Source organism: Comamonas testosteroni (assembly GCF_030505195.1).
Lineage (GTDB): Bacteria > Pseudomonadota > Gammaproteobacteria > Burkholderiales > Burkholderiaceae_C > Comamonas > Comamonas testosteroni_G.
This window is the reverse complement of the sequence record NZ_CP129672.1, coordinates 3,802,770-3,816,716: the sequence shown is the minus strand read 5'-3', so window position 1 is coordinate 3,816,716 and position 13,947 is coordinate 3,802,770. Positions and strand designations below refer to the sequence as shown.

Annotated in this window: 18 protein-coding genes; 11 read left to right on the top strand and 7 right to left on the bottom strand. The window is 61.5% G+C overall.

What is annotated here, in order from left to right:
• The first annotated feature begins 39 nt into the window (after positions 1-39).
• The 10 genes from QYQ99_RS17595 to QYQ99_RS17550 all read left to right on the top strand — a co-directional run bounded on the left by QYQ99_RS17595 (position 40) and on the right by QYQ99_RS17550 (position 5,563).
• Positions 40-1,353: a hypothetical protein gene (locus QYQ99_RS17595; RefSeq protein ID WP_302089332.1), complete on the top strand. Its 1,314-nt coding sequence runs from the start codon at positions 40-42 to the stop codon at positions 1,351-1,353.
• Positions 1,350-1,760, top strand: coding sequence for a hypothetical protein (locus QYQ99_RS17590; protein WP_302089331.1), 411 nt, complete (start codon positions 1,350-1,352; stop codon positions 1,758-1,760). The genes QYQ99_RS17595 and QYQ99_RS17590 overlap by 4 nt, the downstream gene beginning before the upstream one ends.
• The gene (locus QYQ99_RS17585) at positions 1,753-1,977 is read left to right on the top strand and encodes a hypothetical protein (protein WP_302089330.1); all 225 of its coding nucleotides are present in this window, start codon (positions 1,753-1,755) and stop codon (positions 1,975-1,977) included. Before QYQ99_RS17590 ends, QYQ99_RS17585 begins: the two co-directional genes overlap by 8 nt.
• Positions 1,967-2,530 carry a hypothetical protein gene (locus QYQ99_RS17580; protein ID WP_302089329.1) on the top strand — a complete coding sequence of 188 codons (564 nt, stop codon included), beginning with the start codon at positions 1,967-1,969 and terminating at the stop codon, positions 2,528-2,530. Before QYQ99_RS17585 ends, QYQ99_RS17580 begins: the two co-directional genes overlap by 11 nt.
• A gap of 101 nt (positions 2,531-2,631) precedes the next feature.
• Positions 2,632-2,832 (top strand): hypothetical protein, encoded by a 201-nt coding sequence (locus tag QYQ99_RS17575; RefSeq protein ID WP_302089328.1) that lies wholly within the window; start codon positions 2,632-2,634, stop codon positions 2,830-2,832.
• A 13-nt stretch (positions 2,833-2,845) separates the two neighbouring features.
• On the top strand, positions 2,846-3,055 hold the full coding sequence (locus tag QYQ99_RS17570) for an excisionase (protein WP_302089327.1): 210 nt from the start codon (positions 2,846-2,848) through the stop codon (positions 3,053-3,055).
• Between the two features lies 1 nt (position 3,056).
• On the top strand, positions 3,057-4,127 hold the full coding sequence (locus QYQ99_RS17565) for a tyrosine-type recombinase/integrase (protein ID WP_302089326.1): 1,071 nt from the start codon (positions 3,057-3,059) through the stop codon (positions 4,125-4,127).
• 95 nt (positions 4,128-4,222) lie between these two features.
• Positions 4,223-4,684 (top strand): low molecular weight protein-tyrosine-phosphatase, encoded by a 462-nt coding sequence (locus QYQ99_RS17560; RefSeq protein WP_302093206.1) that lies wholly within the window; start codon positions 4,223-4,225, stop codon positions 4,682-4,684.
• Positions 4,685-4,696: 12 nt separating this feature from the next.
• Positions 4,697-5,236, top strand: a complete 540-nt coding sequence (locus QYQ99_RS17555) for a CbrC family protein (RefSeq protein WP_302089325.1) — start codon at positions 4,697-4,699, stop codon at positions 5,234-5,236.
• A 3-nt stretch (positions 5,237-5,239) separates the two neighbouring features.
• On the top strand, positions 5,240-5,563 hold the full coding sequence (locus QYQ99_RS17550; RefSeq protein WP_302089324.1) for a hypothetical protein: 324 nt from the start codon (positions 5,240-5,242) through the stop codon (positions 5,561-5,563).
• A gap of 245 nt (positions 5,564-5,808) precedes the next feature.
• Here the strand turns inward: QYQ99_RS17550 and fahA are convergent, their stop codons facing one another.
• The 6 genes from fahA to QYQ99_RS17520 form a co-directional block, all read right to left on the bottom strand.
• Positions 5,809-7,092, bottom strand: a complete 1,284-nt coding sequence (gene fahA / locus QYQ99_RS17545; RefSeq protein WP_302089323.1) for a fumarylacetoacetase — start codon at positions 7,090-7,092, stop codon at positions 5,809-5,811.
• On the bottom strand, positions 7,089-7,628 hold the full coding sequence (locus QYQ99_RS17540; RefSeq protein WP_302089322.1) for a VOC family protein: 540 nt from the start codon (positions 7,626-7,628) through the stop codon (positions 7,089-7,091). The genes fahA and QYQ99_RS17540 overlap by 4 nt, the downstream gene beginning before the upstream one ends.
• 5 nt (positions 7,629-7,633) lie before the next feature.
• Positions 7,634-8,722: a 4-hydroxyphenylpyruvate dioxygenase gene (gene hppD, locus QYQ99_RS17535; protein ID WP_302089321.1), complete on the bottom strand. Its 1,089-nt coding sequence runs from the start codon at positions 8,720-8,722 to the stop codon at positions 7,634-7,636.
• A gap of 40 nt (positions 8,723-8,762) precedes the next feature.
• Entirely contained in the window at positions 8,763-9,143 is a 381-nt protein-coding gene (locus tag QYQ99_RS17530; RefSeq protein ID WP_182284261.1) for a RidA family protein, read from the bottom strand.
• Positions 9,144-9,210: 67 nt separating this feature from the next.
• Entirely contained in the window at positions 9,211-10,611 is a 1,401-nt protein-coding gene (locus QYQ99_RS17525; RefSeq protein ID WP_302089320.1) for an amino acid permease, read from the bottom strand.
• Between the two features lie 48 nt (positions 10,612-10,659).
• Positions 10,660-11,985 (bottom strand): NAD(P)/FAD-dependent oxidoreductase, encoded by a 1,326-nt coding sequence (locus QYQ99_RS17520; RefSeq protein ID WP_302089319.1) that lies wholly within the window; start codon positions 11,983-11,985, stop codon positions 10,660-10,662.
• Between the two features lie 228 nt (positions 11,986-12,213).
• On the opposite strand from QYQ99_RS17520, the gene QYQ99_RS17515 reads away from it, so the two are divergent.
• The gene (locus QYQ99_RS17515) at positions 12,214-12,849 is read left to right on the top strand and encodes a TetR/AcrR family transcriptional regulator (RefSeq protein WP_302089318.1); all 636 of its coding nucleotides are present in this window, start codon (positions 12,214-12,216) and stop codon (positions 12,847-12,849) included.
• Between the two features lie 114 nt (positions 12,850-12,963).
• Here QYQ99_RS17515 and QYQ99_RS17510 read toward each other — a convergent pair whose 3' ends face one another.
• Positions 12,964-13,893: a DMT family transporter gene (locus QYQ99_RS17510; RefSeq protein ID WP_302089317.1), complete on the bottom strand. Its 930-nt coding sequence runs from the start codon at positions 13,891-13,893 to the stop codon at positions 12,964-12,966.
• Between the last annotated feature and the right edge of the window lie 54 nt (positions 13,894-13,947).

Sequence of the window (13,947 nt, the reverse complement as noted above, 5' to 3'; positions counted from 1 at the left end):
CCGCAGCCGCGGGCTTTTCTCATTCTGGGAGCCACCTATATGCAAGACAAGATCACCCTGGCCATCGACGCACTGGCATCTGCAGCGTTCGTTGAGGGAGGTGTATCGCCTGAGAACACTCAGGCAGCCCGCGACCTGACCGAGCAGCGCAAACGAGAACTGCTGGCCGCCATCGGCGCGCCTTGCCTGCACCAGATTCAGGAGCCGTCCTCTGCAGAGCAAGCCGCACAAAACCCTGACGATGCCGCTGTCGACGCCATGGCCGCGCTCATGAAGGTAAAGCTGGCCAAGCAGCGCGACAAGGGCTACAGCGGATGGGATACCGACTGCACCCGAGAGCGCCTGTCAGAGCTGCTGCGCGGTCACGTTGACAAGGGCGACCCGGTGGACGTGGCGAACTTCTGCGCATTCCTGTCAGCGCGCGGCGAAGGCATTGCACCCCAGGCAGCGCCCGCAGCCGTGGCAGTACCTGATTTCGAAAATTGGATCAAACGTGAATATCCATGGCTCGGACCCATAGGCGATGGGGTGCACATAGCCCGCGAGGCATGGAGCGCCGCGCTTGCCGCCACCCCGGCAGCAGCTGCGCCAGTGGTGCTGCCTGAGCCTGATGCAGCCATCAGCGAAATTATGGAGCTGGTAGAGAAGGCATCCGTCCAAAGGGCCTCGATGGCAGTCCTGATTTATACGGAACAACCGAAGGAGTTTTCGGACAAAGCCGCCGCTCAAGAGCGGGACACTGTGAAGTTGATCAAAACCAAGCTGCGCGCCCTGCTGGCTGGAGCATCTGCACCGGCTGCGCATAGCCGCGACGCCGTAACTCCCAACGGCGACAAGTGGAAGCTGGTGGACGGCGACATGCGTGAAGCTGGGGATGGATTGATTACCTACCACGCGGCTGCCTACAGCGAAGGTTTGGCCGATGCTTCCCAGGCGCAGGCAGACGCGCGGGAGGCGCAGCTACTTGCGTTCGCGGTTTCTGAGATTCGTCGTGACGAGATGGAGCATGAGCCTGTTCTGTACGTCAGCAAGGGGCAGCTCGGCAACTTCCGCGACCCGGACGGACCTGACTCGACTGCACATGGTCGATACCTGCCTGCGCGAGTTACGCCCAGCGGAAAGTTCACCACTCCATTGTTTGCGGCCCCCCAGGCGCTCGCAGACGCGCGGGATGCGGATGTACTGGAGTGGCTACTGCCGAATCTGCACCCCGCAAACTTCGGTCTTGAGTTCGACAACGACAAGCTGGATGAGAACTGGAATGCAGAGTTCAAGCGCGCAATTCTTGCGGCAGCAGATGAGTCCACCGCCATCGCCGCCCAGGCAGCCCAGCAGGGAGGTGACAAGCAATGAGCAAGGCAGAACGACTGGGGCACGCGAATGCCCTGATCAAAGTCATTAGCAGCCATGGCCGACGCTTTTTCTACAACGCCGAGGCGGGAACTACTGGGAGCCTGGAGCTTGATGCACGCGGCCGTGTCTGGTGGATTGACGACTATCGCGGCGCCCGCATCTATACGGCGTACCAAGGACGCTGGCGAGGTTTCAGCCATGGCGGCACGATGCGCGACCTCATATGCGCCCTGCGCGAATACATCCAGCGCGGCGAGCTTCTGCACCCCGAATACATCGCCCCCGCCATGAGCTACGGGGATATGTGGGGGTACGGAGCCGAAGCAGCCAAGGCCATTCGCGCCGAGGCACACAAGCTGCCGATGTTCGCGGCAGCCCAGCAGACACAAGGGGGCGAGCATGTCTGAAAAGAGCTTGGCTGATCGCGCTGTTGACGCCCTCGCCCATGTGGGGCGCATGACAGACAGCGTTACCAATGACCATCCGGAGCGCCACGCAATCCGGGAAATGAAGCAGGTTGCTGAATCCATCCTGGAGGAGGCATTTCGACAAGCGCGGCGGCTGGCATTCGCCGCCGAGGAGCTGCAGGAGTCCATGCGCAAGGGAGTAAAGCATGAAGGTTGAAGTCGGAACCGTCACCATCTTGCGCATCACGGAGGTGTCGGGCCTTGACCCGATCCGGGTCATGCTGGATGACATTGCCCCCGGCCGGGGGCGAATCAACATCGAGTCCTATGGCAAGGCCTGGGCCAGCTACTGGGGCGCCATGGGGAAGGAGTCCATCGCGCAGTTCTTCGTCACCTGCGACAACCACTACCTGATAAAGAACCTCGCACCAGAGTTGCGTGGCGGGAAGTTCTGCGGCCACACGCTCGAGAAGGACGCCCGCAAAAAGGTGCTGACTCAACGCAAGAAGCGTCTACTCACAAATGACGAGGCACGCGATCTATACGAGCGCGCAGGTGATCTGCACCTCTGCGAAACCCTCAATGAGAGCTGGCATGCCGACACCGAGCTATTGCAGGAACTCTATGGGCAGGACGAATGGTGGTACCCCGTGGGGCATGCAGCCAGCATCGACAACCCGGAATACATCGGCCTGGCGCGCATCTGCAACGCAGTGCGAGAAGCCTTGAAGACCCAGGCAGCCGCCAAGGAAGGAGCGCAGCTGGGATGAGCAAGCGAGCCAGCGACAGAGGCGACAAGCGCGACAGATGGCGCGAACCTATCAACCACCCCGAGCCCCGCTGATGCGGGGTTCTGCTTTTGGGAGACCTCATGGCAACCAGCGCCAGCACCGTGGGCCTGCCAGAAGACAAGGCCTACATAGCCCACCACTTCAACTGCCCTACCTGCTGCGCTGCCGGCTTATCCGGCGGCAAGCAGGAACGGTGCACCGACGGCCTGCTGCTCTGGGAGGCCTACAACCAGGCAGTGCGCCCGAAGCAAGACAAACAGTCCCGCAAGCGGCTTTATTAAAGATTGGATGAATATGAGCAAGCAGATCACACTTATGGCGTGGGCAGCAGTGAGGTTTGACCCACCGCCCAGTCTTTGGACGCTCAGAAGGATGGCGAGAGAGGGCCGGATTGAGCCGGCACCCGTGAAAGTCGGTAAATCGTATTTCGTGCCCGAAGACGCGCTGCCTGTTGATCCCAACCGCAAGCCGTCCTTACTGGAACGTATTAAGAAGGGACACTGACATGGCTGCACGCCCGAGAGAAAGAGTCCGCAGGGACTGGCCTGCTGGCCTGCGCGAGCCACGTCCTGGCTATTTCACTTGGCGCAATCCTGAAAACGGGAAGGAGCTCGCAATTGGGCGCGTTCCGCTGGCTCAAGCCAAGCGCCAAGTGCTTGAGGCGCTGGATTACTTGGTCGCAAGCAGTCCTACCCTTTTAGAGCGAATTACGGGCAAGGACAAGAGCATTGCGGAATTGCTCGAGCAAATGCCGGTCAGCGAAAAGTACAACACTGCAAAAAGCAATCGCTCACTCGACAAGAAGATCAATGGGGCACTGGGTGGCATTACCTGCATGGGGCTGACCGTCGCGCACTGCGCCAAATTCATTGAGGACGAGATAGCCGCAGGGAAAGCGCGCAGTGCGCAGGCGTTGCGCTCAAGACTCATGACGGTGTGCAATCGCGGGCAGCAGCTGGGCTGGCTGGATTTCAACCCTGTCGAGCCGACCAAAAAGCCTCAAGCTAAAACGATGCGTCAGCGCCTTACCCTGGAGCAATTCAAGAGCATTCTTGCGGCCGCCCCACAGGTCGCGGAATGGCTGCCCGGCGCAATGCTGGTCGCCCTTCTTTCCGGCATGGATCGCGACACCCTTGCAGGGCTCGAGCGCAAAGCCATCGGCTCAGAGGCTCTGACCATTCATCGAGCCAAAACTGGCGTGTGGGTCGAAATTCCGCTGCGCCTGCGCATGGATGAAATGGCAATGACGCTATCTGAGGCTCTGGCTGCTTGCAGGTCGAATGTCGTGAGCCGGTATGTGGTCCATCATCGACGCACCTATCGTGCAGAGGTGAAGGCGGGGAGTGCCGTCCATGTAAACCGCATCACCAAGGCCTTCAAAGAGGCGCGCGAGCTCGCGGGAATCACGGGCGACGACGCGCCAACGTTTCACGAAATCCGTTCACTCGCAAAGCGCACCTACATGGCCCAAGGCAATGTGGACACCAAGGCTTTGCTGGGCCACACATCGGAAAAGACGGCTGCGATTTATGCTGATCCGCGCGGCGCAGAGCCTATCCGCGTCAAGGTCTCATAAGGGCAGTTATCCACAGACAATATTAGGGAACAAATTAGGTGACAAATAGGGTACAACCTCCTGCAACCCTCGAAAACACTACGTTTCGCGTGCTCATGGTCTGCACCGGCAATATCTGCCGCAGTCCCACTGCCCACGGTGTGCTGGAAAAAATGGTCGCGGATGCGGGTCTGCAGCATCTGGTGCAGGTGGACTCCGCCGGCACGCACGGCTATCACGTTGGCGAGGCTCCCGATGCCCGCAGCCAGCAACATGCGCTTCGCCGGGGCTATGACCTCAGCCGTCAGCGTGCGCGGCAGCTGACAAAGCAGGATTTTGACGCTTTCGATCTGGTGCTGGTGATGGACAGCGCCAATGAAGTCGCTGCGCGCCGCATCGCCACGCCCGCCCAGCAGCAGCGCATGAAGCGGCTGACCGACTACTGCCAGCGCTTTGACGAGCCTGAAGTGCCCGACCCCTACTATGGCGGCGAGCGAGGCTTTGAGCATGTGCTCGATCTGATCGAGGACGCCTGCCAGAACCTGCTGCATACCATCGCAAAGAAAAATTCACGCTAAAAGGAGCATTCCATGGATTTGCCGAAATTTCGTCTCAGCCCCAATGCCTATGCGCTGGATCTGTTTGTAGCCGAAAGCGGTATCTGCTCCTGCTGCGGCCAAGCGCGTGAGCTCAAGTACAACAGCTCGTTTTACAGCCTCGAAGAGCCGGACTATCTCTGCCCCTGGTGCATTGCCGACGGCAGTGCGGCCAGGCACTATGAGGGCGAATTCAACGACTACCTGGGCATTGAAGGCGTGAGCGCCGATCCCGACGAACCGGACAGCATCGTCATGGATCGCGTGCTGCTGCTGGAAGTCTGCGAACGCACGCCCAGCTATCACAGCTGGCAGCAGGAGCAATGGCTGGTGCATTGCGATGAGCCCTGCGCCTTTGTGGGCTACACCGACCATACCGAAATCAAGCAGCTGGAGCAGGAGTTGCAAGCCGATATTGCCAACATGCCAGAGCACTATCTGCAGGCCATCAGCAAGACCGGTGATCCGGTGGGCGGCTACCTGTTTCGCTGCGTGAAGTGCGGCACGCACCGGCTGCACACCGATTGCAGCTAAAGCATGGGCACAGATAGCCTGCAGGTCGAATGCAGCCACCATATCGACGCCAGTGAGCCCGATGCCGAGGGCTTTTACGAGCACTACTACGAATACGACATCTACCGCTTTACGTTGGGCGGCCTGAGCCTGGTGGTGCGCAGCTACAGCGACACCAGCGCGCAGGCCAGCGTGCTGCGACTGGAAGAAGCTGGCAAGTCACGCCCGCTGCAGCCTGAGGATCTGAAAAGGCCTCTTGTCCAACAGACGCGGGAGCATCTCCAAAGCCTGGGCAAACAGGATCTGCGCTGGTTCAACCCAAAATATGCGCGATACGATCCGCTTTGAGCAAGCCGCTGAAGCACTCAGGCCATGAAGACGCACATTCACCATTTCGTGTGCCCATGGCCTGCCGGAAAAAGCGGGTCCCTACAGACCTGCAGCCACACTCCAGACAGATCTAGCTGCTGCATGTACAAGGCTCCAGGCCCATATATGCCGATGGACTTGCACAAACCAGGATGCTCCAAGAGGGTTTGCCTGAGGCAAAGCGCTTGCTTGAGTCTCGTTTGCGCAAGTCGCGACTTGCGAGCTCAGCCTTGCGTTCGGGCTGGCAGCACCGTACCCCGGCATTCGCCGAAGCCGATGCGGCGCGCGCCTGCACCTTCGCAGTAGGCGCGCAGCACGACGGTATCGCCGTCTTCCAGAAAGCCCCGCGTTTCGCCGTTCGACAGCGTGATGCGGTTCTTGCCGCCCGTGGTCAACTCCAGCAAAGAGCCGCTCTGCGCCAGGGTCGGCCCCGACAGCGTGCCCGATCCCAGCAGGTCACCCGCGCGCAGCGCGCAGCCGTTGACGGTGTGGTGGGCCACGAGCTGCGCCACGGTCCAGTACGCGGCCTCGGCGAAGTTGGAGCGGCTGATCACATCACCCGCATGTCCCTCTCGGGCCATGCGCGCCGTCTGCAGCACCACTTCCATCTGGATAGCGATGGCGCCGCACGTGCGGTTGTCGGCAGAGTCCAGGTATGGGAGCGGATCGGGGTCGCCTTCAGGACGGCCGAACGGCCGGCGAAATGGCTCCAGTGCCTCCATCGTCACCATCCAGGGCGAGACCGTGCTGGCGAAGTTCTTGGACAGGAAAGGACCCAGCGGCTGGTATTCCCAGGCCTGGATGTCGCGTGCGCTCCAGTCGTTGAACAGCGTGATGCCGAAGACATGTTGCTCGGCCTCTCTCATGGACACGGGCACGCCCAGGACGTTGGGCTGGCCAATGAAAATGCCCAGCTCCAGCTCGATGTCCAGCCGCGCACAGGGTGCCAGCACGGGCTGAGCCGCATCGGGCGCCTTGGACTGCCCCATGGGTCGATGGAAGGACGATCCGCTGGCCTGCAGCGTGGAGGCACGGCCGTGATAGCCGATGGGCACCCATTTGTAATTGGGCAGCAGCGGGTTGTCGGGGCGGAACTGGCGGCCGATTTCGGAGGCGTGGTGGATGCCGACGTAGAAGTCGGTGTAGTCACCCACCTCGCAGGGCAGGCCCAGCTCCACTGCAGACTGGGGCAGCAGCGCTGGCGCCCATGCCGACTGCTTGGTACTGCCCTCGCGCAAGCCTTCGGAAAGCGCCTGGCGCAGGGCCTGGCGCTCTTGCCGCGTGGCCTGCATCAAGCGGTGCATGTCCGCATGGTCGATCAGGCCGGCAGTGCGCAGATCCAGCACCTGGTTGCCGATGGCGACGCCGATACGCCAGCCGCTGTCGCCCAGCGTGCGAAAGCGGCCAAAGGGCAGGTTCTGGATGGGGAAGTCGCAACCCGCAGCGTTGGCCGAGACCACCCAGCTCTGGAGCTGGGGGTTCAAGGTCTCATTCAGGACCGCGCTCATTGCTGGAACTCCCTCTCGTGCAGGAAAGCCGCATGCTTGGGCGCACGCTTGGTCTTGCTCCAGTCTTCGAGCATGTCCCATTTCACGGCATCAAGCCTCTTGATCATGGCTTCCTCGTCCGGATCGGGGCACGCCAGTTCGATGCGGTGACCATTGGGGTCGAAGAAGTAGATGGAGTGGAATGCACCGTGGTCGGTCACGCCCAGCACGTCAACGCCATTGGCCTCCAGGTGAGCCTTGAACTCCAGCAGCTCGGCCCGATCCTTCACGCGGAAGGCGATGTGCTGCACCCAGGCCGGCGTGTTCGGGTCGCGACCCATGGGCGGCTGGGTGGGCAGCTCGAAAAAGGCCAGCACATTGCCGTTGCCAGCGTCCATGAAGATGTGCATATACGGGTCGGGCGCCTTGGTCGATGGCACCTGGTCCTCGGCAATGGCCAGCACGAAGTCCATCTTCAGCATCTGGTTGTACCAGAGCACGGTTTCCTTGGCGTCCCTGCAGCGGTAGGCCACGTGATGGATGCGGTCGATCTTCATGGTGCTCATTCCTTGGCGGTATCGAGCACGCCGCGGTTGATCTGGTCGCGTTCCATGGACTCGAACAGCGCCTTGAAATTACCCTCGCCGAAGCCTTCGCGGTAGTTGCCCTTGCGCTCGATGAATTCGAAGAACACGGGGCCCAACAGCGGCTCGGAGAAGATCTGCAACAGCAGGCGTGGCTGGCCGCCTTCGGTGGTTCCATCCAGCAAGATGCCACGCGACTGCAGCTCGCCCACCGGCTGGCCGTGGCCGGGCAGGCGCTTGGCGAGGTTCTCGTAATAGATGTCGTTGGGCGCAGTCAGCAGCGGAATGCCGGCCATCTGCAGGCTGTCGATGGCCGTGGGTAGGTCTTCGCACAACAGCGCGATGTGCTGTATGCCCTCGCCGTTGAACTTCATCAGGAATTCCTCGATCTGGCCACCGCCCTGCTTGGCTTCTTCGTTCAGAGGAATGCGGATCAGGCCGTCAGGCGCAGTCATGGCCTTGGAGGTCAGGCCCGTGTACTCGCCCTGGATGTCGAAGTAGCGGATTTCCTGGAAGTTGAACAGCTTGTTGTAGAAGTCGGCCCAGTAGGCCATGCGGCCACGGTAGACGTTGTGCGTGAGGTGATCGACGAGCTGGAAGCCGTGACCCTTGGGATTGCGGTCCACCCCGGGCAGAAACTCGAAATCGATGTCGTAGATGGACTTGCCGTCTTCGTAGCGGTCGATCAGGTACAGCGGCGCACCACCGATGCCCTTGATGGCGGGCAGGCGCAGTTCCATGGGGCCGGTGGGAATGTCCACGGGCTGCGCGCCCAGCTCCAGCGCGCGCTTGTAGGCCTTGTGCGCATCCTTGACGCGGAAAGCCAGGCCGCAGGCACTGGGGCCGTGCTCGGCCGTGAAATAGGCGGCCTGACTCTTGGGCTCGCGGTTGATGATGAAATTGATGCCACCCTGGCGATACAGCACCACGTCCTTGGAGCGATGCTTGGCCACCAGCGTGAAGCCCAGCTTCTCGAACAACGGCTCCAGCACGCCGTCGGCAGGCGAGGCGAACTCGACGAACTCAAAGCCGCACAGGCCCATGGGGTTTTCGAACAAATCGGTCATGACGAGGTTTCCTGCAAAAAAGAAGTTGATGATGGCGCGATCAGGCGGTTTTATCCAGCGCCTGGACTTCGATCTCAACGCCAACGCCAAAAACCAGTTGGGCCTGTACCAGGCTGCGCACCGGGTAACTGCCTTCCTTGAAATAGCTGGCGTAGACCTTGTTGAAGGCATCGAAATGAGCCAGGTCGCTGAGCCAGATATTGGCCTTCACCACGTCGTCCAGGGAGCTGCCCACTGCCTCCAGCCGCGCCGCGATGGCCTTGAGCACGGCATGTGTCTGTTCTTCGATGGGGCCGGTAAGCGGGCGCTTGTCCTCACCGAAGGGGATCTGCCCCGACAGCATCAGAAAGCCGCCTGCGCGGACTGCGGAAGAGAAGGGCATGCCGCCGGGCGCGGGATAGAAGGTTGCAGTGGAGTTCATCGAAGTGCTCTCAAGGTTCAGGGGTTACAACGGGCTGGCGCAAAGGTCTGCGCCAGTCTTCATTCAATCAAACCGCAGTCTGCACCAGCCGAACGGGCTGGCGAAAAACCATGCGGTACATGGCATAGACCGCCAGCACCCACACCGGAATGGCATAGGCTGAGGCACGTGCTTCGGGCGTGAGCAGCATGACGACCACCACCAGCACCATGGCCACCAGACAGATGTAGTTGGTCAGCGGGAACAGCGGTGCCTTGAAACTGCGCGGCGTGCCCTTGGCATCATGCAGCTTGCGGTAGTTCAGGTGCGAAATGATGATGATGGTCCAGATGATCACCAACGCCGCCGTGATCAACGAGATCAGCAGCTCGATCACGCCGGCAGGCGCCACATAGTTCAGCACCACGCAGAAAGCCGTGACGATGCCGGGGTAGACGATGGCCTTCACGGGCACACCGCGTTTGTTGACTTCAGCCAGCGACTTGGGGGCATTGCCTTCCTGGGCCATGCCGTACAACAGACGGCTGGAGCTGTAGACCATGCTGTTGTAGACCGACAGCGTAGCGGTGAGGATCACGAAATTCAGCATATGCGCGGCCAGGTGCTCGCCCATGCCCGAGAACACCAACACAAAGGGACTGCTGCTGTAGGTGCCGCCACCGGCCTTGAGCTGGGCCACCAGATCAGTCCAGGGCGTCAACGACAGCAGCACAGCCATCGAGCCCACATAAAACAGCAGCACGCGCACCATGAGCTGGTTGATCGCCTTGGGGATGACCTTGCGCGGCTCTTCGGTTTCTGCAGCGGCAAAGCCCAGCATTTCCACGCCGCCGAAGGCGAACATGATGAAAGCAAAGGCCATGAACAGCCCCTTGAAGCCGTTCGGCAGGAAACCGCCTTGCGTCCACAGGTTGCTGATCGTCTGCGTGGGGTTGTGCGTGGTGGACAACAGGTAGACGCCGGTGGCGATCATCGCCACCACAGCCACGATCTTGATCAGCGCGAACCAGAACTCAAACTCGCCATAAGCCTTGACGTTGATGAAGTTCACGCCGTTGATAAGCACAAAGCAAACGGCTGCCGTCACCCAGACCGGGATATCGGGCCACCAGAACTGGATGAACTTGCCCACTGCGGTCAGCTCCAGCATGCCCACCAGCACATAGAGGGCCACGCAGTTCCAGCCCGACAGGAAACCGGCAAAGCGCCCCACGTAGCGGTTGGCGAAATAGCTGAACGAACCGGCAGAGGGCTCCTCGACCAGCATCTCGCCCAAGAAACGCATGATGAAGAAGATCAGCAGGCCGCCGATGGTATAGCCCAGCAACACGCCAGGGCCGGCCAGCTCGATGATGCCGGCCGAGCCCAGAAACAGCCCGGTGCCTATGGTGCCGCCCAGCGCAATCAACTGGATATGGCGGTTCTTGAGCTTGCGCTCCAGATGCCCGTTGGAAGAAGGGGTATGCATGGTTTGTCTCCTGTTATCTATATCTACCTATGCGGATCCGACAGGTGCTTACTGCTCGGCCCGGCCACGCCACATATCCCAGGCCAGCGTGAGTCCCACGCCGACATCGCGCAGCGGGCGCGGCGGGATGTAGTTGGCAGTGCCCTCGACGAGGAAGTCGTCGATCAGCGGGTTCTTGCGGCCCAGCGCCAGGTCGGCGATCAGCACGCCGGCGGCGGTGTGGCGCACGATGCCCGAGCCGTTGCAGCAGGACGCTGCCCAGGCGTTGTCGCCAATCCGGCCGAAGGCGGGCGCATGGTTGTGCGAGACCGCCAGCCAACCCATCCAGAAATGCTCGAGCTCGATGGCCCCGAGCTGTGGAAAGCGGCGGCGCAGCAGCGCCTGGTTCATAGCCCTGGCCTTGGCGCGGCGCCCGTCAGTGGTGCGCAGGCTGGGTGAATACTCGAACCCCTGGCGGATCATCAGCCGCCGGTCATGCGTCAGACGTACCGTGGAGCCCGCCACGCCGTGCGCGGGCGTCACGCCCCAGGCGGCATCGGTTCCCAGCTGGGCGATCTGGGCATCGCTGAGCGGGTGAGTCAGGCTGGCGAACAGCAAAATGGGTACCTGGCGCTCCTGGTAGACGCCAAATGACTGCGAGAACGCATTGACGGCCAGAATGACCTTGCGCGCACGGATGCTGCCCTGGGCCGTGCGGACAAAGGGAGCCGCGCCTTCGAGCTTCGCCTCGATGACCGGCGAGTTCTCGAACAGCTGCACCTGGGACGGCAGGCTGTCGGCCAGACCACGCACCAGCGCCGCGGGATTCATGAGGCGCGTGCCCGGCGTGTAGACGGCTGCCGCGTAGTAATTGGAGCCTATGCGTTGGCGCAGCGCATCACGATCCAGATATTCATGGGGCTCCTGCCAGGCATCCAGATTGCGTGCATAGGGCTTGAGCGACTTCTGCGCCACCTCCTCCGTCACTGCCACGTGGTAGCGGCCGCGCTTTTGCCAGCCGCAGGAGATGCTGTGCTCAGTCACTGCCCGCTCCAGCGCATCCACGGCAAAGCGGTTGACGCGGATCACGCTGCGGCCCGCCTCCACGGCGGCGTCCGATGGCGCCGAGCTGTGCGGAAGATCGATTGCGAAGCCGGAGTTTCGGCCCGAGGCATTCTCCCCCACCACGCCCGCATCCACCACGGCGATGGAAGCATCAGGTTGCTGTTGTGCCAGCTGGCGTGCTGCCGCCAGCCCCGCATAGCCGGCGCCCACGATGACCCAGTCCACCGCCACATCGCCCTGCAGCGGCGCCTTCGGCTGACGAGTTCCCAGCAGCGCGCTCCATCCATTGGTGCGGTCGTCGGCGGGAAGGCGGTAAACAGAGCGTGACATGGCGGTTTCCAATAACAGCCCTCGGAAGCTGACTAGCTCTCCAAGGTCGCTGATGAACAACAATGGAGGCGGAGTCTAAAACATAAAACATTAAACGTTTAATCTTTATTCATCATGGATTACCCGAGGGTGAATTTACCCAGACAGGCCCATCCAGCCATCAGTGCCGGAGCGTGTAGCATCTGGTGTGGTGCGTCATCGACGCCTTATGAATCACACACGCAGCCCATGAATCAAACAGGAAGCAAAACCGCCCCCCGCCGTACCCAGGCAGAACGCAGTCAGACCACTCAGCGCAAGATCATCAAATCCGCCATACGGCTGCTACAGAAAGTTGGGTTTCAGCAAACCAATCTGCAGGAAATTGCGCGTGGCGCCAAAGTCACGCTGGGGGCGGTGCAGCACCAGTTCGGCAGCCGCCAGGCGCTGATGGAGCAGGTGGTCGATGAAATCATGGCGCCGCTGGCGGCTGCGGGCGCAGGCTGGCCCGAAGATGCCGCGCAGCTGCCGCTGGAGCCGCGCGCTCGCGAATTCGTGCGCAGGGCCTGGCAAAGCCTTTATGCCCAACCCAGCTATGTGGCGACCTGGAGCATGTTTTTCGGCTGCAAGAGCACGCCGCTATTCGAGCGCATCAACGCGCACCGCTCCCAATATGACCCCGCCTCCTTCGAACACTTCGTGAAGGTTTTCCCGGAAATCGCCGAGCGCCACCCTCAGCCCAGCCACTTTGCATCTGTGGTGTTTGCCGCGCTGCGAGGCCTGGCCGTCATGCGCCTGTTCGAGATTGACGATGCAGCAGCCGAACATCAGTTGGAGGTGGTCTCCCAGATGATCGTGAACGCAGGCACGATCAAACAGGCTTGATCCGCAGGCAGCAGCGGCTTGGGCACCCTGAACAAGCCAGGCCTATATTCAGTCAAAGCGGCTTGACGCGATTTCTGCGCCAGCGCTTCATGCTGTCAAATAGGAAGACCGGCCTCAGGCTGTTGACCGACGCCCCCAGTTCATCACGGCTGTACCCAGCACGGCCATGGCGCCGCCGAGCACCATGGGGCCTTCAATGCTCTCGCCCAGCAACAGGGCTGAAAGCAGAACGCCGATCACCGGCACCAGCGTGATATAGCCCGAGGCGGCACCCGCGCCCAGCGATTTGACGCCCGCAAAGTACCAGGCATAGGCCAGGGCCGTGGAGCCATAGGCCATGAAGACCATGGCAGTCCAGGCCGTGCCACTGGCCTGAAATGCCGAAACCAGCCCCTGCGGGCCCTCCAGCACCAGGCTGGCGGCCACAAGCAGCAAGGCACCGAAAATGGAAGTAACGGTGGTCGCAGCCAGCGCATTCACGCCTGCCAGCATGGCGCGGCCAATCAGTGTGTAGCAAACCCAGCAGGCCACGCAGCCCAGAATCAGCATCTCGCCCACCCCTACCGTTCCGTTGAGCAATTGCATGGGATCGCCATGCGAGATGACCACCACGGCACCGCAGGCCGCCAGCAACATGCCCAGCGCAATGGTGGCGTTGATGCGTTCCTTGAAAAGCCACACGGCGAACGCCAGCGTGACCACCGGATTGAGCGTGATGAGCAGCGCCGCCTTGCCCGCGGGCAGATGCTGCAGACCCGTGAGGAAAAAGCTGGCGTAGCCGAACACCCCGGTCGCGCCTGCCGCAAACATGCCCAGCCAGGTCTTGGCAGACCAGTGCCTCAGAGCACCCAGCCCGCCCGAGAAATACAGCCAGGGCAGCAACAGGGTCGCGGCCAGCAAAAAGCGCAGCGCCGATGCGGCCAACGGCGGCATATTGAGCGCCAGAATGCGGCCTGCCGGCCAGGAAGCGCCCCACATCAGGGCCATGCCCAGCAGGCGCAGATGTGCGCTCATCAAAGAGCTCTTGACGGATTCGGAAGTCATGAAGATGGTCAATAAAAAAAGCCGCGGCCATTCGATTGCGGGCAGCGGCTCAGA